Here is a 20,716-nt window from a genome sequence, read left to right on the forward strand (position 1 = left end):
CACTTCGCCCTTCCTGGGTGGCCGGCAGCGTAGACACAGCGCCCAGTTGTCTCAGAACCTGTCTCACGGACCGGACGGGCGGTAGGACGGAGACGGTCCGGGAGGGCTTGGCGTCAGTGCACCGGGCCGCCGTCGAACGGGCTGCGGCGGTCGGGGGCGGCGGGGGCGCCGGGGGCTTCCGGGCCGGCGGCCGGCTGGGGCCCTGGCGGCATCGTCGGCAGGGGCTGCGGCGGCGACGGGGACGGCTGGGTGGGGGCGGCCTGCGCCTGGGGGTGCGGTGGGGGCTGGTGCGCTCCGGGCGCGGGGGGCATGGCCTGGGGCGGGTAGTAGTGGGGAGCCGGTTGGGGCTGGTGTGGGGGCTGGGGCTGCGGAACGGTCTGGGCATGCGGACCGGCTTGCGGCTGCGCCAGTGCCTGCGGACCGGCCTGGGGCTGCGCTTGAGCTTGCTGACCGGTGTGCCCCTGGGGCCGCTGTGGTTCCTGGGGTGGCGCGGGGGCCGTGGCCTGTCCGGGGACGTACACCGGCGGCTGTCCCGGGCGGTGGACCGTCGTCTGCCGTTGCTGCTGCCGCCGGCCCGGTTCCCGTGAGACCGCGCGGTCCATCACCTCGGCGGCGATGCGCGCCGCCGCCTCCCTCGTGCGTTCGCCGAGCAGCTCCGTACGGATGGCGCCGCCGGCCGCCAGATGCCGGTCGTAGGGCAGCGGCAGTACCGCCGCACCACCGGCGCCGAGGTGTTCGGCGGCCCGGCGGACGTCGACGCCGCTGTCGGGCGAGGTGTGGGTGAGCACGACGACGGTGGTGGGCAGCAGGCCGGAGTGCAGTCCGCCGATCCAGTCCAGTACGGAGCGGGTGGCGGCCACGCCCTCCGGGGTCGCCGGAGTGGCCACCACTCGCGCCTGCGTGGTCACCAGCGCGGTGCGCGCCACTTCGGCGGGCAGCGTCTCGCAGTCCACGACGGTGGCCGCGAAGTGGCGGCGCAGCGAGGTCATCACCACGCGGTAGGTGTCGAGATCCAGCCGGGTGCCGATGGCGCCCTGGCTGCCGGGCAGCAGCCAGCCGCCGCCCGCGAACGGGAGGAGATAGCCGGTCAGATCCGTGATCATCATCGACGGCTCGACGATCTGCGCCAGATCGCTGCCCGACCACCGCACCTCGCGGGCGCCGAGCCGGTGCGGCAGCGTGCCGAGCGCCGGATCGGCCTCGACGGCGAGCACCGGGTCGGAGCGGTAGTGCGCGTAGGTGAGCGCGAGCAGGGCAGCGAGGGTGGACTTGCCGGCGCCGCCGCGGATGCTGGACACGGCGATCTGCCGGCCCGTGGTCACGGGCTGCTGGATGGCGTGCGCGGCTTGGGTGACCGCGGCCGTTTCGGCGGCCGGGGCCGAGGCGAAGACCTTGCGCAGCGCCCGGCCCGCACGCCGGGCCACGGGGTCGCCGCGACGCGGCCGGGGCTGACCGTCGGCCAGTTCCGGCGGCAGCAGGGGCACCGAGAGCGGCGTCCGCGCCGGCAGCCCGGATCGGCCGTAGCGGCCGGGAGCGGGGGCGGGCGCTCCAGGGGCGGACGTTCCGGAGGCAGGGGCTCCGGAGGTGGGCGCTCCTGGGGCGGGCGCTCCTGGGGTCAGGGGCGCGGAAGGCGGCGGGGTGGGTGACGCGGGGCCCGGCGACGTAGCGGCGGGGCCGGGCGGCTGGACCGGGGTGGCGGGCATCGGCGGAGCGGCGGGAGGCGTTATCCCGGCCGGAGGCATCGGCTCAGCGTGCGGCGGCGCCCCGGCCGAAGACATCGGCGTACTCAGCGGCATCGCACCGCCCCCGGGCATGCCCCCGGGCACCCCCGGAATCCCTGGCATCCCCGGCGCCCCCGGAGCGGTCCCCCGCCCCGCCGGACCACCGTCCGACTCGCTCATCGCCCCCGACGCGCTCATCGCTCCCGCCTCGCCCGTCATACCCCACTCGCCGCTCTCGCCCGTATTTCCCGCCGCGCTCAACTCCCTTGCCGTAGAGGCCCCAGGAGTCGGGTTCATCGCCTGCACCGCGTCCACACCCCCTCCCCCTTCCGCTCCCGTTCCCGCTCGCTCCGGATCGCGCTCCGCCGATGCCATGTCCGCTCCACCGCCTCTCCGGGTCAGGATGCGCCGAACAGCGCGCCGTAGAGCCCGAAGGCCCCGAGAGTGACCGGGATCAGCGCCACTACGGCCACCGACTCGGCGTGGTCCAGCCACCGGCGCAGCCGGGCGCGCGAGGGCTCCGGGATCCGCACCGCGAGCAGCGCGACCGGCAGCACCGCCAGCAGGCCCAGCACGACCAGCGCGGGCGCCGCCGCCCCGCCGTCGGTGGCCCAGAGCAGCACCAGCCGTACGCCGACCGCCAGGCCGGCCGCCAGCAGCGCGACGACCTCCGCAGCCAGCGGATACGCCCGTGCCCGTGAGCACAGCACGCCGCACAGCAGCAGCGCGGCGAGCACGGTCCAGAGGCCGGGTGTCTGCACCGCGAGCACCCCGGCCGCTCCGGCCGAGGCCGCCGCGACCGTTGTTGCCGGGGCCAGCTCCCGGTGGGTGGCGCCCAGTGCGCCCGCCACCTGGTGCCGGCTGACCGGTGTACCGCCGGAGTGCAGGTCGTCGAGCCGGGTCAGGCCGGCACCCCGCAGTGCGAGGCGCGGCAGCTGGCCCAGGACGAGGACGGAGACGAAGCCGAGCACAACTCCCGTACGTGCGGGGGTGGTCAGGGCCAGGCCCAGCTCCCAGGCGCCGACCGCGAGCGCGAGCGACGCGGCGGCGGTCAGGCCGCCGCGCCCCAGCCCCGTACAGAGCCCGAGGAGCGCGAGCACGGCCGCCACCGTGAGTCCGACGGCGGCGAGCCGCGCCGCGCCGCCCGGGACCGCCTGCCAGGCCGCGGCCACCCCGAGCACCCCGCCGAGGAGCAACAGGGCGGCTCCCGGGGCGTGCTGCCCGTGTCGCGCGGCGAGCGCGCCGACGGCCGCACCTGCGGCGGTGACGAGGACTGCGGCGACACCCAGCCAGCGGGCCGCGTCCCCGTTGGCGTACCAACTGCCCGCGCACACCCCGGTGACCGCCGCGAGCAGCACACTCGCCGTCACCGCCGTCCAGACCCGGCTCCGCTCGCCCCAGCCCCAGCCGCGGACGTCGAGGGGGGCGGCCACCGCGTCGGCGAGGTCCCGTGTGGCGGACTCCGGCCGGTCCGCGGCGTCGTCCGGCTTCAGCAACTGGCCGTCGTAACCCCGCGCCATGGCCCCTCGCCCCTCCCGTTGTGCATCGCCACACCTTACGGTCCCGTCGGCGCGCCGTGTCCACCACGCCGATAACGGAACAGGCGCTGCGCCCCGGCCCGGCGCAACCGCCTTGACCTGCGTCGGGAGGCTCGAAGCGCGGAGCGGAATGGGGCAAACCCCACCCCGGTCCGCCCAGTTACCCCATGGCACCCCGCACGGCCACCGGGCAGGCTGGGGCGCATGACGGAGAGTTCCCGCCCCAGTACTGCCGAGGACGCCCTTGACGGCGCCACACCACCGCCGCCCAGAGCACCGCTCAGCGGCGCGACGTGGCGGGAGATCGCCTATCTGCTGGCCAACTTCCCTTTGGGATGTGTGGCGTTCGCGGTGCTGATGGTGTGGGTGGTGGCGGGAATCGGGCTGTCCCTCATCGTGATCACGCTGCCGCTGCTGGCCACGGGGCTACAGGCGTGCCGGCAATACGGGAGGCTGGAGCGGGCCCGGGCGCGGGCGTTGCTCGGGGTCCGGGTCGAGGAGCCGAGCCGGCTGCGGGCGCGGCACCCGGGGTTCCTGGCGTGGTTGTGGGCGAGTCTGAAGGATCCGGTCGCCTGGCGGCATGCGCTGTTCATGTTCGTCCGGCTGCCGTGGGCCCTCCTCACGTTCCTGGTCGTCTTCGTGCTGTTCTTCCTGGGGTGGCCGGCGCTGCCCTGGGTGGCGCGCTGGCTGACCAACGTGGACCGGGCGATGGTGCGCGGGCTCCTCTCGCCGTCCGACGAGTTGGAGCGGCGGATCGCCGAGCTGGAAACGGACCGGGTGACGGTCACCGACACCGCGGCCGCCGATCTGCGGCGCATCGAACGGGATCTGCACGACGGCGCGCAGGCCCGGCTGGTGGCCCTCGCCATGGGGCTCGGCCTGGCCAAGGAGAAGCTGCTGGAGGGCCGGGCGGACGAAAGCGTGGCGGCGATGGTGGACGAGGCGCACGGCGAGGTGAAGCTGGCGCTCCAGGAGCTGCGGGATCTGGCCCGGGGCATCCATCCGGCGATCCTCACCGACCGGGGGCTGGGGCCCGCGCTGACCTCGCTGGCCGGGCGCTGCACGGTGCCGGTCACGACGACGGTGGACCTGTCCGAGCGGCCCGCGCCCGCCATCGAGGGCATCGTCTACTTCACCGTCTCCGAGCTGCTTCAGAACATCTCCAAGCACAGTGCGGCGCGGCAGGCCACCGTCGAGGTGTGGCGGGTCCAGGAGGGCGGGCCCGCAGGGGCCTCGGACAGGGGCGGCCGTGGGCGACGGGCGGGCGGACGGCTGCTGATCCAGGTGTCGGACAACGGGAAGGGCGGGGCGCGGCTGGACGGCGGCAGCGGGATGGCCGGGCTCGCCGAGCGACTGGGGTCGGTGGACGGGCTGTTCGTGCTGGATTCGCCGGTGGGCGGGCCCACGCGGGTGACGGCGGAGCTGCCGTGGCGGGAGCGGACGGGGGACGGGGTCGGAGTCGGGGCCGGGGTCGGGGCCGCGCGTCGGCGCGGCGGGGCGAGGGCCTGAGGACGCGGCGGGCCGTCGGGGTGGGGCCGCGCGGCCGGCTGTGGTCGGCCGCTTGTGGTCGACCACAGGTCCGGGGGTGGGGATAACCCCCGGCGAAGACTGCGAGAACCCTCATGGTGCGGGGGCCGCCGGTCGCGGACGCTTGTCATGGCGGAAAAGCCGCAGTGAGCGGCGGAGCAGACAGCGGCGCCGACAGGGCATGGCCGCGCCCGGCAGAACGGACGACGAGACGATGGATACCGCATACGCACCGCGACTTCGCGGCTCCCGGGTGCCCGTGGGGCTGCGCGCCCCGTTCTCCGGGCGCACCTGGCGGGAGTTCCTCTACCTCCTCCTCAGCCTCCCGATGTCCGTCCTGATGTTCACGTACGCGATAACGATGCTCGCGCTGGGCACCGGTCTGCTGGTGACGACCCTGGGCGTCCCGGTGCTGGCGGGCGGCCTGGCCGGCAGCCGTGCGCTGGGCGGTCTGGAGCGGGCGCGGGCCCGCGCCCTGCTGGGGCTGGAGGTCGCCGCCCCGGAGCCGCCCCGGGCCTCCAGGCCGGGCCTGATGGGGTGGGTCGGAGCCGTACTCAAGAGCGGTGCGTCCTGGCGGCACGTCGTCTACTCCCTGCTGCACCTGCCGTGGGCGATCTTTTCCTTCGTCTTCTCGCTGACGCTCTGGACCGTCGGCTGGGCGCTGCTGGCCTATCCGCTGTGGAGGTGGACGTTCCCCGCTTATCTCGACCAGCCGGGCGCCCTGATGTGGGGCGACGGCCACGGCCACGGCGTCTATCTCGACACCCCGACGGAGATCGGGTTCACCAGCGGGTTCGGGCTGCTGCTGGTGCTGGCCGGGCCGTGGGTGATCCACGGGCTGACGCAGGTCGACCGCGTCATGGTCCACGGCCTGCTCGGGCCCTCCCTGCTCGCCACCCGGGTGTCGCAGCTGGAGTCGGACCGTGGGGTGGTGGTGGACACCGCAGCGGCCGACCTGCGCCGCATCGAGCGCGATCTGCACGACGGCGCCCAGGCGCGACTGGTAGCGCTCGCCATGGACCTGGGCCTGGCCAAGGAGAAGCTGGCGGAGGACCCGGAGGCCGCGGCCAAGATGGTGGACGAGGCACACGGCGAGGTGAAGACCGCACTCCGGGAGCTGCGTGACCTGGCCCGCGGCATCCATCCGGCGATCCTCACCGACCGGGGCCTCGGCCCGGCGCTGTCGGCACTGTCCGCGCGGTGCACGGTTCCGGTGACGGTGACCGTGGATCTGGACCGCCGGCCGGCCGCGGCGATCGAGGGCATCGCCTACTTCACCGCCTCCGAACTGCTCCAGAACGTCTCCAAGCACGCCCGGGCCACCAGCGCCACGCTCGATGTGTGGACCAACGCGGACCGGCTCATGGTGCTGGTCGCGGACAACGGGCAGGGCGGCGCGCACACGGAGAGCGGCACCGGCCTGGCCGGCCTCGCCGAACGGCTCGATGCCGTCGACGGCCTGCTGATAGTGGACTCCCCGGCCGGCGGCCCGACCTGCATCACCGCCGAGCTGCCGTGGCGCGGATGACCACCGGAGAGCATCGGCTGTCCGCCGTGGCGCGGCTGACCACCGGACGGCACTGGCGGAGGACCGCCGGGCGGCGCCTGCGGCGCCAATCGGAGAGCACTGGCTGACCACCGGACGGCACTGGGCAAGCCGCCCGGTCAGCACCCGGGCCCCGTCCACCCCCACACCCGGCGCCCCTCGGACCCCTGTCTGCGCCCCGGCCCCCCTTACCGGCCTCGCTTCCGTCCGGATGCTGGGATGCTGGGGTCCGGCAGGGGCGGGACGGGGTGACACATGGGGGGATCTGAGCCGTGGAGGACAAGGTGCGGGTGGTCATCGCCGAGGATTCGGTGCTGCTCCGCGAGGGCCTGACCAGGCTGCTGACCGACCGGGGGCACGAGGTCGTGGCCGGTGTGGGGGACGCCGAGGCGCTGATCAAGGTGATCGGGGAGCTGGCGGACGAGGGGGCGCTGCCGGATGTGGTGGTGGCGGACGTACGGATGCCGCCGACGCACACCGACGAAGGGGTGCGGGCCGCGATCCGGCTGCGCCGGGACCACCCGGGCCTCGGTGTGCTGGTCCTCTCGCAGTACGTCGAGGAGCAGTACGCGACGGAGCTGCTGGCCGGTTCGACCCGGGGTATCGGCTATCTGCTCAAGGACCGGGTGGCCGAGGTGCGGGAGTTCGTCGACGCGGTGGTCCGGGTCGCCGGGGGCGGGACCGCGCTGGACCCGGAGGTGGTGGCCCAGCTGCTGGGCCGCAGCCGTAAGCAGGATGTGCTGGCCCATCTGACACCCCGGGAGCGGGAGGTGCTGGGGCTGATGGCCGAGGGCCGGACGAATTCCGCGGTCGCCCGGCAGCTGGTGGTCAGCGACGGTGCGGTCGAGAAGCACGTCAGCAATATCTTTTCGAAACTGGGTCTGGCGCAGAGTGACGGGGATCACCGCAGAGTGCTTGCAGTGCTCACCTACCTCAACTCCTGAGGATCTGACACTCTGTCAGATGGGCTGTTCGAGGTGTTTTCCGCCCAGGTCGAGGACTTTGGGCGTAGAACCAATGGGGGAGTCCGGAGCGTCATGAAGAACGGGGCCACGGGGGCGGTGATTTCATGACAAACGCACCAGATCGCTGTCTCATGCCGACGTCCACCATGCGATCGACCCAAGGAAGGCCACCCTTACCCACGTACGATGGTTATGGGACAACCGGTCGGTACGACACGTCCCGAGCCCTGCCTCCGGCGGGGACGCCGCACCCCTCGAGGGAGGTCCGAAGCAGTGACCAGCCAGGTCAGTAGCCCAGCCGAGCAGACCGACGCAGCGCTTGTCGGGGAACAACGCGCGTCCGGTAACGGCGGCGAAGGCAAAGAAGTCCGACGTCTGGACCGGGTGATCATCCGGTTTGCCGGTGACTCCGGTGACGGTATGCAGCTCACCGGCGACCGGTTCACCTCCGAGACGGCGTCGTTCGGCAACGACCTGTCGACGCTGCCCAACTTCCCCGCCGAGATCCGGGCCCCTGCCGGGACCCTGCCGGGCGTCTCCAGCTTCCAGCTGCACTTCGCCGACCACGACATCCTCACGCCCGGTGACGCGCCGAACGTGCTGGTCGCGATGAACCCCGCCGCGCTGAAGGCGAACATCGCCGATGTCCCGCGGGGCGCGGACATCATCGTCAACACCGATGAGTTCACCAAGCGCCCGATGGCGAAGGTCGGCTATGCCACCAGCCCGCTGGAGGACGGCTCGCTGGAGGCGTACAACGTCCACCCGGTGCCGCTGACCACGCTGACGATCGAGGCGCTCAAGGAGTTCGGGCTCTCCCGCAAGGAGGCCGAGCGCAGCAAGAACATGTTCGCGCTGGGCCTGCTGTCGTGGATGTACCACCGGCCGACCGAGGGCACCGAGAAGTTCCTGCGGGCGAAGTTCGCCAAGAAGCCGGACATCGCGGAGGCGAACGTCACCGCCTTCCGGGCGGGCTGGAACTTCGGTGAGACGACGGAGGACTTCGCCGTCTCCTACGAGGTCGCACCGGCCACCAAGGACTTCCCCACCGGCACCTACCGCAACATCTCCGGGAACCTCGCGCTGTCCTACGGGCTGGTCGCGGCGGGCCGGCAGGCGGATCTGCCGCTGTATCTGGGCTCGTACCCGATCACCCCGGCCTCCGACATCCTGCACGAGCTGTCCAAGCACAAGAACTTCGGTGTGCGGACGTTCCAGGCGGAGGACGAGATCGCCGGTATCGGCGCGGCGCTGGGCGCGGCCTTCGGCGGTGCGCTGGGGGTGACGACCACCTCCGGCCCCGGTGTGGCGCTGAAGTCGGAGACCATCGGTCTCGCGGTGTCCCTGGAGCTGCCGCTGCTGATCGTGGACATCCAGCGCGGCGGGCCCTCGACGGGGCTGCCGACCAAGACCGAGCAGGCCGACCTGCTCCAGGCGATGTACGGCCGCAACGGCGAGGCGCCGGTGCCGATCGTGGCGCCGAAGACGCCCGCCGACTGCTTCGACGCGGCGCTGGACGCGGCCCGTATCGCGCTCACCTACCGCACCCCCGTCTTCCTGCTCTCCGACGGCTATCTGGCCAACGGCTCCGAGCCGTGGCGGATCCCCGATGTCGAGGAACTCCCCGATCTGCGGGTCCAGTTCGCCTCCGGCACCAACCACCAGCTGGCGGACGGCACCGAGGTGTTCTGGCCGTACAAGCGCGATGAGCAGACGCTGGCCCGCCCCTGGGCAGTGCCGGGCACGCCGGGTCTTGAGCACCGCATCGGCGGCATCGAGAAGCAGGACGGCACCGGCAACATCTCCTATGACCCCGCCAACCACGACTTCATGGTGCGCACCCGCCAGGCGAAGGTGGACGGCATCGAGGTTCCCGACCTCGAGGTCGACGACCCCGCCGACGAGAGCGGCCAGGGCGCCCGGACCCTTGCCCTGGGCTGGGGTTCGACGTACGGACCGATCACCGCGGCGGTCCGGCGCGTCCGGCGTGCGGGAGACCGCATCGCGCAGGCCCATCTGCGCCATCTCAACCCCTTCCCGCGGAATCTCGGCGAGGTCCTGGCGCGTTACGACAAGGTGATCGTGCCGGAGATGAACCTCGGACAGCTCGCCATGCTGCTGCGCGCCAAGTACCTCGTCGACGCGCAGTCGCACACCCAGGTCAGCGGAATGCCGTTCAAGGCCGAGCAGCTCGCGGAGGTCTTTAAGGAGGCCATCAATGACTGAGGCGATCTCGGAGAGGCCCTCGCAGATCGAGGCGCTCTCCCTGGTGCCCAAGGCCGACGCCAAGCAGTCCATGAAGGACTTCAAGTCCGATCAGGAAGTGCGCTGGTGCCCCGGCTGCGGTGACTACGCCGTCCTCGCCGCCGTGCAGGGCTTCATGCCCGAGCTCGGCCTGGCGAAGGAAAACATCGTCTTCGTCTCCGGCATCGGCTGCTCGTCCCGCTTCCCGTACTACATGAACACCTACGGGATGCACTCCATCCACGGCCGCGCCCCGGCGATCGCCACCGGCCTGGCGTCCTCGCGGCGCGATCTGTCCGTCTGGGTCGTCACGGGTGACGGCGATGCGCTGTCCATCGGCGGCAACCACCTCATCCACGCCCTGCGGCGCAACGTCAACCTCAAGATCCTGCTGTTCAACAACCGGATCTACGGTCTGACCAAGGGCCAGTACAGCCCCACCTCCGAGGTCGGCAAGATCACCAAGTCGACGCCGATGGGCTCGCTGGACGCGCCGTTCAACCCGGTCTCGCTGGCGCTCGGCGCCGAGGCGTCCTTCGTGGCCCGCACCGTCGACTCCGATCGCAAGCACCTCACCTCGGTGCTGCGCGAGGCCGCCGCCCACCCCGGCACGGCCCTGGTGGAGATCTACCAGAACTGCAACATCTTCAACGACGGCGCCTTCGAGGCACTCAAGGACAAGGAGCAGGCCGAGGAGGCCGTGATCCGGCTGGAGCACGGGCAGCCGATCCGCTTCGGCGCGCTGGCCCCCGACGGCTTCGGCTCCAAGGGCGTGGTCCGCGACCCGGCCACCGGCGACCTCAAGGTCATCGACGTCCGGGAGGAGGGGACCGGCGGGGTGCTGGTGCACGACGCCCACAACCCCTCGCCCACGACGGCCTTCGCGCTCTCCCGGCTCGCCGACGCCGACACCCTGCACCACACCCCCATCGGTGTGCTGCGCAGCGTCGACCGGCCGGTCTACGACACCCTGATGTCCGACCAGCTGGACGCCGCCATCGAGCAGAAGGGCAAGGGCGACCTCGCCTCACTGCTGACGGGCAACGACACCTGGACGGTCGTCGGCTGACCGACCGGTGCCGAAACGGGTGCCTCGGGAAGCGTCATACGGCGTTCCCGGAGGCACCCGTTCGTTGTGGGCCGTGCTTCACGGCGGGCCGCCCCTCCCCTGCGCCGTGCCGGTGCCGCGCCGCCGGGCGATGCTGAAGGGGATCCCGCACGAGCTATCCGTACACCCGTCATAGACGATCGTTTAGCGCAGGCATACGGTCGGGGCCTCAGCCAGCGACGCCCACAGGGGGTACTCATGAGCTTCGTCGTCACCGGCGCCACCGGGGCACTCGGCCGGCTCGTCATCGAGGAACTGCTCCGGCGCACCACACCCGGCGAGATCGTCGCGCTCGCCCGCGACCGGGCCAAGGCCGCCGGCCTCGCGGCCCGCGGGGTGGAGATCAAGACCGCGGACTACAGCCGCCCCGAAACCCTCCAGGGCGCCTTCGCCGCCGGTGACCGGGTGCTGTTCATCTCCGGGAACGAGGCGGGGCAGCGCCTCACCCAGCACCGCACGGTGATCGACGCCGCACGGGAGGCGGGCGTCGGGCTGCTGGCGTACACCAGCGTGCTGGGCGGGCCGACGGCCACGTTCTCGATCGCCGAGGAGCACCTCGCCACCGAGCAGGCGCTGCTCGCGTCCGGGGTGCCGTACTGCCTGCTGCGCAACGGCTGGTACCACGAGAACTACACGGGCGCGCTCGCCACCACCCTCCGGACCGGCGCCGTCGTGGGCAGCGCGGACGGCGGCCGGGTGGCCACCGCCGCGCGCCGGGACTACGCCGAGGCGGCCGCCGTCGTGCTCACCGGCAGCGGCCACGAGAACACGGTGTACGAGCTGAGCGGCGACACCGCCTGGACGATGGCCGAGTACGCGGCCGAGGTCTCACGGCAGGCCGGGCGGCGCGTCGCGTACCGCGATCTGCCGCCGGAGCAGTATGTGGCGCTGCTGGTGGAGGCGGGCGTACCGGCGCTGGGCGCCCGGCTGGTCGCCGACGCGGACACCGGGATCGCCCGCGGCGAGCTGTCCGCGACGCCCGGCGAACTGTCCCGGCTCATCGGCCGTCCGACCACACCGGTCGCCGAGTCGATCGCGGAGGCGCTGAAGGGACTGGAGGGGCCGAACGGGCTGCCCGCCTGAAGCGGGCCCGCCGGAGCCGCCCCTACGGACCGTCATGACCGTATGGCAAGACGGGCATGACAGGCGCTCCGGGCGGCGCTACGTTCACCAGGGCGACACGGCACCACCAGGAGGGTCCCTTTGCAGACTCGAAGCGAGCAGCGCACCGGACTCGCCTACGGCATCGCCGCCTACACCATGTGGGGCCTGCTGCCGCTCTACTGGCGCCTGCTGGACGACGCCGCGCCGTCCGAGATCCTGGCCCATCGCATGGTGTGGTCGCTGCCCGTCGCGGTCGTCCTCCTGGCCGTGCTCCGCCGCTGGTCCTGGATCGGTCCGCTGCTGCGGCAGCCCCGGCGGCTCGGGCTGATCCTGGTCAGCACCCTGGTGATCTCGGCGAACTGGTTCCTCTACATCTGGGCGGTCAACTCCGGGCACGTCCTGGAGGCCTCGCTCGGCTACTTCATCAATCCGCTGGTCAGCATCGCCTTCGGCGTCCTGGTGCTGCGCGAACGGCTGCGGCCGCTCCAGTGGGCGGCGGTGGGGATCGGTGCCCTGGCCGTCCTGGTGATGACCGTCGCCTACGGCCGGATGCCCTGGATCGCGCTCGCGCTGGCCTTCTCGTTCGCGACGTACGGGCTGGTCAAGAAGGGCATCAAGCTCGACGGGATCGAGGGCTTCAGCGCCGAGACGGCCCTCCAGCTGCTGCCCGCGCTGGGCTTTCTGGTCTTCCTCGGCCTGCGCGGCGACGCCAGCTTCACCACCGGGCCGGGCCAGGCGCTGCTGCTGTCGGCCTGCGGGGTCGCGACGGCAGTGCCGCTGATCTGCTTCGGCGCCTCGGCAGTGCGGCTGCCGCTGACGATGATCGGGATGCTCCAGTATCTGGCGCCGACCTTTCAGTTCCTGCTGGGGCTCACGGTCTTCCACGAGACGATGCCGCCGGAGCGCTGGGCCGGGTTCGCGCTGGTGTGGCTGGCGCTGGCGATGCTGACCTGGGACGCGCTGCGGACCGCGGGGCGGGCGCGGGCCGCGCTGGCCGAGGCCGCGGCCCAGGCGGCCGCGGCGGCACCGCCCCCGGAAGCGGCCACGGAAGCGGCCCCGGCAGCCGCGGCTGCACAGCCCACCGCGGAACAGCCGGAGACGCCCCGGCCGACCGGCCTCACGCAGTGATGTCCCGGGTGGTGAAGCGCGCCCAGGCCGCCGAGCCGAACACCACGGCGTACAGCGCCTGGAGGCCGAGGTTCTTCTCCAGCTGGTCCCAGTAGACGGGGTCGCGGAGCAGATCCGCGAAGGACAGCCAGTAGTGCGGGAAGAGGTAGGGCTGGAGGGCGTGCAGCTGCGGGAGTGAGTCCAGTATCTGCACGGTGATCAGCAGGCCGACCGTGGTCGCCATGGCCGCTATGCCGCTGGTGGTGAGCGCCGAGACGAACAGGCCGATGGCGGCCACCCCGGTCAGGGACACCGCCACCGCGACCGCGATGGCCAGCGCCCGCAGCAGCCCCTCGCCGAAGGACACGGAGGTGCCCGAGAGCAGGGTGACCTCGCCCAGCGGGAAGAGCAGCGCGCCGGTCGCCAGTGCGGAGAGCGCCACGATCAGGGTGCTCACCAGGCAGAACGTCAGGGTCGTGGCGTATTTGACCAGCAGCAGACGGGTGCGGCCGGCGGGGGCGACCAGGAGATAGCGCAGCGTCCCGCCGGATGCCTCGCCGGCGAGGGAGTCGCCCGCGATCACGCCGACGGACATCGGCAGGAAGAACGGCAGCGTCACCGCCAGCGAGGCGAAGACCAGGAAGAGGCCGTTGTGGGTGACCTGGGAGAGAAAGGCCGGGCCGCCCTCACCGCCACCGCCACCGTCCGGCCCGCCGTCACCGGTCTCGATCCGGACGGCGATACCGACCAGGACGGGTATCCCTGCGAGCACCGCCAGCAGCGCGAGGGTGCGCCAGCGCCGGAACGTCATGGCGATCTCGCTGCGCAGCAGCCCCAGCGACCACAACGGCCGGGGCGTCCGCGCCACCGCCTCAGCCTGCGACATCGAAGCCCTCCCCGGTCAGCGACACGAAGACATCCTCCAGCGAGGCGCGCGCCGTGCCGAAGCCGCGGACCCGCACACCGGCGTGCACCAGCGCGGCGTTGAGCTCCGCGACCTCCCGCGGCGCCCCGTTCTCCGTCCCGCCCACGGGGGCGTCCGGGGGCGGGAGTTCGCCCGTCACCCGGTCGTCGGTGACCTCCACACCGGTCACGCCGCACTCCTTGAGCACCCGGGCCGCGTCCGCGGTGTCGGGCGTGGTGACCGTCAGCCTGGCGCGGCCGCGCGGGCCGAGGACCGTGGCGGAGAGGTCGGCGACCGGGCCCTGGGTGAGCAGCCGGCCGCGGGCCATCACCGCGGCGTGGGTGCAGATCTGCTCGATCTCGTCGAGGAGGTGGGAGGAGAGAAAGACGGTCGTGCCGTCCGCCGCCAGCTCGCGGACCAGGGCCCGGATCTCCCGCATGCCCTGCGGGTCCAGGCCGTTGGTGGGCTCGTCGAGCACCAGCAGCTCACGCGGCCGGAGCAGGGCCGCGGCCAGGCCGAGGCGCTGCTTCATGCCGAGGGAGTAGGCGCGCGCCTTCTTGCCGGCCGCCGCGGCCAGGCCCACCCGCTCCAGCGCCCGGCCGACCCGCGCCTCGCGGGTGCGGGGATCGGCGGCCGGGTCGGCGGCGTCGAACCGGCGGAGGTTGTCCCGCCCGCTGAGGAAGCCGTAGAGCGCCGGGCCCTCGATGAGCGCGCCGACCCGGGGCAGCACCCGGCGGCCCGCGGCGGGCATCGGCTCTCCGAGCACCCGGGCGCGGCCGGCGGTCGGCTCGATCAGGCCCATCAGCATGCGGATGGTGGTGGTCTTGCCGCAGCCGTTGGGGCCGAGGAAGCCGAAGACGCTGCCGCGCGGTACGGCCAGATCGAGGCCGTCGACGGCGCGCCGCCCGCCGCGGTACGCCTTGGTCAGCCCCTGGGTCTCGATCGCCCACTCCCCGGCGGGTGCAGGCGTGGCCGCGGGCTCGTCGACGGGCGGGCGCACCGGTCCGGACCCCGGAGCGGGCGGTGCCGGCATCGGTTTCCCCCTGTCGTACGGAAGGCCCACGGGCTGCGCCGCGCCACCCCTCCGCGAAGGGGTGGCGCGGCGGTCCCGCGAGGCCGCGGTGGTGCCTTACTTGGCGGCGTTGGCCGCGTTGATCAGCGTCTGCTTGTCGACGGCGCCGACATAGACCGTGCCGTTGTCCGTGATCAGGGCATTGACCAGACGGGTGCTGAAGACCCGGCCGGAGCCGAACTTGCCGTTGACCTCGTCGCCGATGCTGTCCAGGAAGTTGCCGACGTCACCGCCGGCGCCCTTGGCCTTGTCCTTGTCCTTGCCGGAGGGCAGACCGGGACCGTCACCCTTGATGGTGGCGATGGACGTCCAGCCCTTGCCGATGACGTTCAGCCCGTCCATGCCCTTGGCGAGCTCCTTGCGGGACGGGGCGTCCTTGCCGTGCCCGCGCTGCGCGGTCGCGCGCTCCTTGTCGCCGTTGACGACCTTGGCACCCTTGGGCGGGGTGAAGGAGAACGTGCTCGCGGCGGGCTTGGCGAAGTCGACGTTGGTGTAGCCGACGTCGACGGCGGCCGCGCCACCGCTCTTGGGGGTCAGGGTGAACTTCAGCGGCGTGCCGTTCTCGGCGTCCACCGCGACCCGGATCGAGCCGACCGTGGAACCGGCCTGCTTGGGCTTGATCAGCAGCTGGTAGGCGTCCCGTCCGGCGACCTTGGCGGTGCCGTCGACGGTGACCGAGGTGGTGTCACCGGCCGCCTCCAGGGCCTGCTTCGCGAGGTCCTGCGGCGTCGCGGTCTTCAGGTCCTTGGGCAGGCCCTCGGGCGCCCGGTGCTGCTTGCCGGACCGCTCGCCGGGGGCGGTGTTGTGCACGGCGGTGTTGCTGCCGCTGTCGTACGCCCAGACGTCCTTGCCGTTGTGGACGAGGCTGTACTCGGCGCCCTTGTCCACGATGGAGACCCGCTGCTTCTCGGGGCCGTCGGCCGCGACGCGCAGCGTGTGCGCACCGGACGCCAGCTCCATCAGCTTGTTCTGGGGCGCTGCGGAGGCACCGTCCCCGCCCTGCGCGCCGCCGCCCGGGGCGCCGCCGAAGGCGCCCGCTCCGGCGCCCGGCAGGGACGGCAGGCCGAGGTCCGTGGTGACCCGGACCGTGCCGGAGAGCTGCTGGACATCCGATTTGGCGACCTTGGCTATCAGGTCCTGTGCCGAGATCTTCGGCAGGTCCGGAGCGGAACCGGCGAACGCCGGGACCAGCCCGATCATGGCCGCCGACAAGCCCGCCACCGCGACCGGCACGCCATACCGCACCGCCTTACGGCGCTTCGGGGAACGCTCCCCGCCCCATTCGTCGGTGACCTCGGTCGGTTCGTTCCGTGGCATCTGCCCTACCTCCGTCGTGTGCGGCGGCTGCTGTGCTGTCCACGTATTCCCCCCTGGGGCCCATGGTGACCTGTCCGCCGCGCTCAGGTGGTTCCATCTCACCAAACCGCCCGGCAGAAAACGTCAGCCCGCGGGAGCAACTCGTCGTACTGCTGAGGTATGACGCACGCTCACCTCAGGTCGGAGGCCGTACCACAGGAGGCGGAGCACTCCCTAGGGGATGCGGGGACATGCCCTCAGGGACGCGGAGGCACATCGCAGAGGCAGGCGGGGCGGGAGACCTCAGGGACCGGCACGGCGGGCGGTCTCAGCCCGCTCGGTGCACCACCGCGTCGCAGAGCCCCTCAAGGGCCGACTTGGCCATGCACGAGGGCAGCGGCGCCAGCATCGCGCGGGCCTCCTCCGCATAGCGCACGGTGTCGCGGCGGGCCTCTTCGAGCGCCGGGTGGGCGCGCAGACCGGCCAGCGCCTCGGCGTGCCGGGCGTCATCGGTGAGGTCGCCGGCCAGCAGCTCGCACAGCGCACGGTCCTCGGGGGTACCGGCGGCGCTCTCGGCCCGCGCCCGCAGCCGCAGCACCGGGAGCGTCGGAATGCCCTCGCGCAGGTCCGTCCCGGGCGTCTTGCCCGATTCGTGCGAGTCGCTGGCGATGTCCAGCACGTCGTCGGCCAGCTGGAAGGCCGTACCGAGCCGCTCGCCGTACTGGGTGAGGATGTTGACCGTCGACTCCTCGGCGCCCGACATCATCGCGCCGAAGCGGCAGGCGACGGCGACCAGCGAGCCGGTCTTGCCCGCCAGCACGTCCAGGTAGTGGTCGATGGGGTCCCGGCCGTCGCGCGGGCCCGCGGTCTCCAGGATCTGGCCGGTCACCAGGCGTTCGAACGCCTCGGCCTGGATCCGGACCGCCTCGGGACCGAGGTCGGCGAGGATGTGCGAGGCGCGGGCGAACAGGAAGTCGCCGGTCAGCACCGCGACGGAGTTGCCCCAGCGGGCGTTGGCGCTGGCCACCCCGCGGCGCACATCGGCCTCGTCCATCACGTCGTCGTGGTAGAGCGTCGCCAGGTGCGTGAGCTCCACGACGACGGCGGAGGGCACCACACCCGGGCTGTAGGGGTCACCGAATTGCGCGGCCAGCATCACCAGCAGCGGCCGGAACCGCTTGCCGCCCGCGCGCACGAGATGCTGCGCAGACTCGGTGATGAACGGCACGTCGCTCTTGGTGGCCTCCAGCAGGCCCTCCTCGACAGCCGCCAACCCGGCCTGGACATCGGCCTCAAGAGCCTGGTCCCGCACGCTCAGCCCGAAGGGCCCGACGACGGTCACGAGGGGTACTCCTGTCTGCTGACGATCAAACTGAATGTCGATCTGTCGCTGTCTCCACCACTGGCCAGCGTATCCGGTCGCAGTTCGATCACCGTGAGCGCCCGCCCCCCGAACCGCCCGGGAAGCACGGCGACCCCTCGGCCGGGATGTTCCGGATCAACTGTTGACGCGCTGCGACGCGGAAGAGCGGGACCGGCGAACGGGAAGAGCGGGACCGGCAACCGCCAGCATCCCCGGTCCGCTTCCGCTCCGGCAAGGCCCCGCGGACCGGCCATGGCCGGAAAGCCCCGCCCCGGTCACCGCCCCGTCCCCGGGACGGACGTACCGGTCACCGCCACGGGCGAAATCACCGTGGCGCAGGACGACTTCCGCGCCGACGCCCCCGGCCGTCATGGCCGACTGAGGCGCACACCGTGCATACGGGCGTACCGGATCCCGGCCCCGTGCGGGCGCCCCCGCCTCACCCGTACGCCCGCGCCACCGCCCTGGCCAGCCGCGGCGAGGCGAACTCCGTGCCGCACACAAAGCGCATCGCTGGCCCGAAGGAGGCGGCCGCCGGGAGCCCCGTGAAATACAGCCCCGGCACGGACGAGCGGAAGCCGCCGTCCAGCAGCGGACCGCCGGCCCGCACCACGATCCCGGTGCACAGCCCCGCTCCCAGGAAGTCCAGCGCCGCCAGATCCATCCGGTAGCCGGTCGCGGCCAGCACATGGTCGGCGACGACCTCCCCGCCGTGCCCGTCGGCGCCGCGCAGCGCCAGTACGGGGCGGCCGTCGCGGACGGTGGCCCGTACGATCCGGCGCCCCTGCGTCACCCGCACCCGGTCGGTGAAGCGCTCCCGCAGCCACCACGCCCCCCGTGGGACGGGCACCCGGCGCCCCAGATAGCGACGGGCGGGCACCGGCAGCCGCCGGAAGGCACCGGCGCGGTACGCCGGCGTGTGCCGGGGCCAGGCGCCGAACGGCGACGGCGGGCGCCGCCGCGACCGGTGGTCCGGTGGCGCGCCGAAGCCCACCGCGCCGGGGCCGCGCGCCACCACCCGTACGGCCGCCGCGCCCGCCTCGGTGAGCAGCACCGCGCTCTCCAGCGCCGACTGCCCGGCGCCGATCACGACCACGTCCCGGCCGGCCAGCGCGGACAGATCGCGGTGCTGGGAGCTGTGCGAGACCGGCCCGGTGGCGGACGGGCCGTCCGGGAGCGCGGCGGCCAGTTCCGGCGGCAGCTGCGCCAGCCCGGTCAGGCCGGTGGCGACGACCACCGCCCGCGCGCCGACCTGCTCACCGCTGTCCAGCTTCAGCTCGAAGCCGTCGGCCCGCCGGTCGACCGACACCACCCGGACCTGCTCCAGGCCGGGGACCAGCCGCTGCTGCACCCACTGCCCGTACCGCACGAAGGTCTCCACGGGGACGAGGTCCCGGTCCGTGACGTAAGGCCCCTCCCCCGTAGCCGCGCAGAAGTCGCCGAGGGTGTGGCCGGGCTGCGGGACGCCGATGCCGGAGGCCGCGGGCGCCGAGGTGAGCAGCATGCCCGCGGGCATCCCCGTGCGCCAGCTCGCCATCGGCTGCCCGAAGACCCGCACCGGCAGGCCGTACGCCCGTAGATGCGCGGCCGCCGACAGCCCGTACGGACCGGCCCCGATGACCGCTACCGGAGTGCTCACTTCGGTCCTCCCTCGCGTGAAGAACGGCCGCCCGGCCGCCTCTTCGGCGAGGGGGAGCAACAGCCCCGTCACCCGCCGGTCCGGCCCCTCCCGCCCGGTGGCGCCGTCCTCCCGCCGGTCAGGCAAGGAAGTTAGGCCCGAATTGCGCGGTGCGGCAAGGCTTTTCCGGACATGACCGATGCGTGGGGCGCGGCGCACCGCGCCACCGCCCACCGTCTGCGTACGCCTGCGCGCCCGCGCGCCCCGAGACCGCCCCGCTGATCACCGCCCGGCCGTAATCTGATCGTCGGCCCCACGGCCCGCGGGCCACCCGGCCCCGGCCGCCCACCGGCGACGACGCACGCGAGGAGCTGTCCATGCCCGAGCAGAGCCCGTTCGACCTGGCGGAAGGCGATCCCTTCGGCCCGCACAACCTCCCCTACGGCGTCTTCAGCACCGCCGACGCGCCCGACCGGCGCCGCCTCGGCGTCCGCTACGGCGACAGCGTCCTCGATCTGAGCGCCCTGCCGAGCGCGCTGCCCGCCGCCATCCATCCGCACGCCGAACTGCTCGCGGCACCGACCCTCAACCCGCTGCTGGCCGCGGGCCGTCCCGTATGGCGGCAGATCCGCGCGGCCGTCCACAGCGCCGTGACCGACCCCGCGCACCGCGGCGAAGTGGCGCCGCTGTTCCATCCGCTGGCCGAGGTCACGCTGCACCTCCCCTTCGAGGTCGCCGACTATGTCGACTTCTACGCCAGCGAACACCACGCCACCAACGTCGGCCGGATCTTCCGCCCGAACGACGCGGCGCTGACCCCCAACTGGAAGCATCTGCCGATCGGTTACCACGGCCGGGCGGGCACCGTGGTCGTCACCGGCACCCCGGTCGTACGGCCCAGCGGCCAGCGCAAGGCCCCCGCGGACGAGGCGCCCGCCTTCGGCCCGTCCCTCCGTCTCGACATCGAGGCCGAGGTCGGCTTTGTCGTCGGGGCGCCCTCCACGCTCCACGAACCGGTCGGACTGGGCGCCTTCCGCGACCATGTCTTCGGCGTCTGCCTCCTCAACGACTGGTCCGCCCGCGACATCCAGGCCTGGGAGTACGTGCCGCTCGGCCCGTTCCTCGGCAAGTCCTTCGCCACCTCCGTCTCCGCCTGGATCACCCCGCTCGACGCCCTCGACGAGGCCCGTACGGCGCCGCCCGCCCGGGACTTCCCGCTGCTGCCCTACCTCGACGACGCGGGTGCGGAGCCGGGCGGCATCGACATCCGTATCGAGGTGCGGATCAACGGCGAGACGGTCTCCCGGCCGCCGTTCTCCGCCATGTACTGGACGGCCGCCCAGCAGCTCGCCCATATGACGGTCAACGGCGCCTCGCTGCGCACCGGCGATCTGTTCGCCTCCGGCACCGTCTCCGGGCCCGACCCCGACCAGCTCGGCTGCCTGCTGGAACTCACCCGGGGCAAGGGCCCCTACCTCCAGGACGGCGACGAGGTCACCCTCACCGCCTGGGCGCCCGGCCCCGACGGCGCCCGCATCGGCCTGGGCGAGGTCACCGGCCGCATCCTGCCGACGGGGTGAACGGCGCACCGCTCACACACCCG

At 73.1% G+C, this 20,716-nt stretch carries 15 protein-coding genes; 8 read left to right on the forward strand and 7 right to left on the reverse strand.

The features are described from left to right. Window positions 1-113 precede the first annotated feature (113 nt). Both QT196_RS17835 and QT196_RS17840 read right to left on the reverse strand, forming a co-directional pair. Window positions 114-1,484 (reverse strand): hypothetical protein, encoded by a 1,371-nt coding sequence (locus tag QT196_RS17835; RefSeq protein ID WP_290355232.1) that lies wholly within the window; start codon window positions 1,482-1,484, stop codon window positions 114-116. A 635-nt stretch (window positions 1,485-2,119) separates the two neighbouring features. Further along, a complete protein-coding gene (locus QT196_RS17840) occupies window positions 2,120-3,241 on the reverse strand; it encodes a secretion protein snm4 (protein WP_290355233.1) in 1,122 nt (373 codons plus the stop codon). A 222-nt stretch (window positions 3,242-3,463) separates the two neighbouring features. Here QT196_RS17840 and QT196_RS17845 point away from each other — a divergent pair, with 222 nt between their 5' ends. The 7 genes from QT196_RS17845 (at window position 3,464) to rarD (ending at window position 12,881) form a co-directional block, all read left to right on the forward strand. Further along, complete coding sequence (locus QT196_RS17845) at window positions 3,464-4,768, forward strand: sensor histidine kinase (RefSeq protein ID WP_168479978.1); 1,305 nt, start codon at window positions 3,464-3,466, stop codon at window positions 4,766-4,768. A 232-nt stretch (window positions 4,769-5,000) separates the two neighbouring features. Next, the gene (locus tag QT196_RS17850) at window positions 5,001-6,314 is read left to right on the forward strand and encodes a sensor histidine kinase (protein ID WP_266738311.1); all 1,314 of its coding nucleotides are present in this window, start codon (window positions 5,001-5,003) and stop codon (window positions 6,312-6,314) included. A 302-nt stretch (window positions 6,315-6,616) separates the two neighbouring features. Further along, window positions 6,617-7,276: a response regulator transcription factor gene (locus QT196_RS17855; RefSeq protein WP_168483811.1), complete on the forward strand. Its 660-nt coding sequence runs from the start codon at window positions 6,617-6,619 to the stop codon at window positions 7,274-7,276. Between the two features lie 294 nt (window positions 7,277-7,570). Next, entirely contained in the window at window positions 7,571-9,523 is a 1,953-nt protein-coding gene (locus QT196_RS17860) for a 2-oxoacid:acceptor oxidoreductase subunit alpha (protein ID WP_266738309.1), read from the forward strand. After that, window positions 9,516-10,610 carry a 2-oxoacid:ferredoxin oxidoreductase subunit beta gene (locus tag QT196_RS17865; protein ID WP_168479984.1) on the forward strand — a complete coding sequence of 365 codons (1,095 nt, stop codon included), beginning with the start codon at window positions 9,516-9,518 and terminating at the stop codon, window positions 10,608-10,610. The genes QT196_RS17860 and QT196_RS17865 overlap by 8 nt, the downstream gene beginning before the upstream one ends. A 237-nt stretch (window positions 10,611-10,847) precedes the next feature. Next, entirely contained in the window at window positions 10,848-11,732 is an 885-nt protein-coding gene (locus tag QT196_RS17870) for an SDR family oxidoreductase (RefSeq protein ID WP_266738307.1), read from the forward strand. Window positions 11,733-11,852: 120 nt separating this feature from the next. Beyond that, the gene (rarD, locus tag QT196_RS17875) at window positions 11,853-12,881 is read left to right on the forward strand and encodes an EamA family transporter RarD (protein ID WP_290355234.1); all 1,029 of its coding nucleotides are present in this window, start codon (window positions 11,853-11,855) and stop codon (window positions 12,879-12,881) included. Here the strand turns inward: rarD and QT196_RS17880 are convergent. From QT196_RS17880 to QT196_RS17900, 5 genes are all read right to left on the reverse strand, one after another. Further along, window positions 12,871-13,746: an ABC transporter permease gene (locus tag QT196_RS17880; protein WP_290355235.1), complete on the reverse strand. Its 876-nt coding sequence runs from the start codon at window positions 13,744-13,746 to the stop codon at window positions 12,871-12,873. The two genes, rarD and QT196_RS17880, sit on opposite strands and share 11 nt — an antisense overlap. Continuing rightward, window positions 13,733-14,797 carry an ABC transporter ATP-binding protein gene (locus tag QT196_RS17885; protein ID WP_290355236.1) on the reverse strand — a complete coding sequence of 355 codons (1,065 nt, stop codon included), beginning with the start codon at window positions 14,795-14,797 and terminating at the stop codon, window positions 13,733-13,735. The genes QT196_RS17880 and QT196_RS17885 overlap by 14 nt, the downstream gene beginning before the upstream one ends. Window positions 14,798-14,893: 96 nt before the next feature. After that, the gene (locus QT196_RS17890) at window positions 14,894-16,153 is read right to left on the reverse strand and encodes a DUF2092 domain-containing protein (protein ID WP_290355237.1); all 1,260 of its coding nucleotides are present in this window, start codon (window positions 16,151-16,153) and stop codon (window positions 14,894-14,896) included. A gap of 307 nt (window positions 16,154-16,460) precedes the next feature. Then, entirely contained in the window at window positions 16,461-17,474 is a 1,014-nt protein-coding gene (locus QT196_RS17895; protein WP_168479997.1) for a polyprenyl synthetase family protein, read from the reverse strand. 460 nt (window positions 17,475-17,934) lie between these two features. Beyond that, on the reverse strand, window positions 17,935-19,134 hold the full coding sequence (locus QT196_RS17900) for an FAD-dependent oxidoreductase (protein WP_168479999.1): 1,200 nt from the start codon (window positions 19,132-19,134) through the stop codon (window positions 17,935-17,937). 356 nt (window positions 19,135-19,490) lie between these two features. Here QT196_RS17900 and fahA point away from each other — a divergent pair, with 356 nt between their 5' ends. After that, entirely contained in the window at window positions 19,491-20,693 is a 1,203-nt protein-coding gene (fahA, locus tag QT196_RS17905; protein ID WP_168480001.1) for a fumarylacetoacetase, read from the forward strand. The last annotated feature ends 23 nt before the right edge of the window (window positions 20,694-20,716 follow it).

Source organism: Streptomyces sp. P9-2B-2, assembly GCF_030406865.1.
Taxonomy (GTDB): Bacteria; Actinomycetota; Actinomycetes; order Streptomycetales; family Streptomycetaceae; genus Streptomyces; species Streptomyces platensis.

Bases quoted from the DNA above. Each gene is read 5' to 3' on its own strand.
- QT196_RS17890 (WP_290355237.1), bottom strand. From the start codon at position 16,153: ATGCCACGGAACGAACCGACCGAGGTCACCGACGAATGGGGCGGGGAG.
- QT196_RS17850 (WP_266738311.1), top strand. From the start codon at position 5,001: ATGGATACCGCATACGCACCGCGACTTCGCGGCTCCCGGGTGCCCGTG.
- QT196_RS17870 (WP_266738307.1), top strand. From the start codon at position 10,848: ATGAGCTTCGTCGTCACCGGCGCCACCGGGGCACTCGGCCGGCTCGTC.
- QT196_RS17885 (WP_290355236.1), bottom strand. From the start codon at position 14,797: ATGCCGGCACCGCCCGCTCCGGGGTCCGGACCGGTGCGCCCGCCCGTC.
- QT196_RS17865 (WP_168479984.1), top strand. From the start codon at position 9,516: ATGACTGAGGCGATCTCGGAGAGGCCCTCGCAGATCGAGGCGCTCTCC.
- QT196_RS17880 (WP_290355235.1), bottom strand. From the start codon at position 13,746: ATGTCGCAGGCTGAGGCGGTGGCGCGGACGCCCCGGCCGTTGTGGTCG.
- fahA (WP_168480001.1), top strand. From the start codon at position 19,491: ATGCCCGAGCAGAGCCCGTTCGACCTGGCGGAAGGCGATCCCTTCGGC.
- QT196_RS17840 (WP_290355233.1), bottom strand. From the start codon at position 3,241: ATGGCGCGGGGTTACGACGGCCAGTTGCTGAAGCCGGACGACGCCGCG.
- QT196_RS17845 (WP_168479978.1), top strand. From the start codon at position 3,464: ATGACGGAGAGTTCCCGCCCCAGTACTGCCGAGGACGCCCTTGACGGC.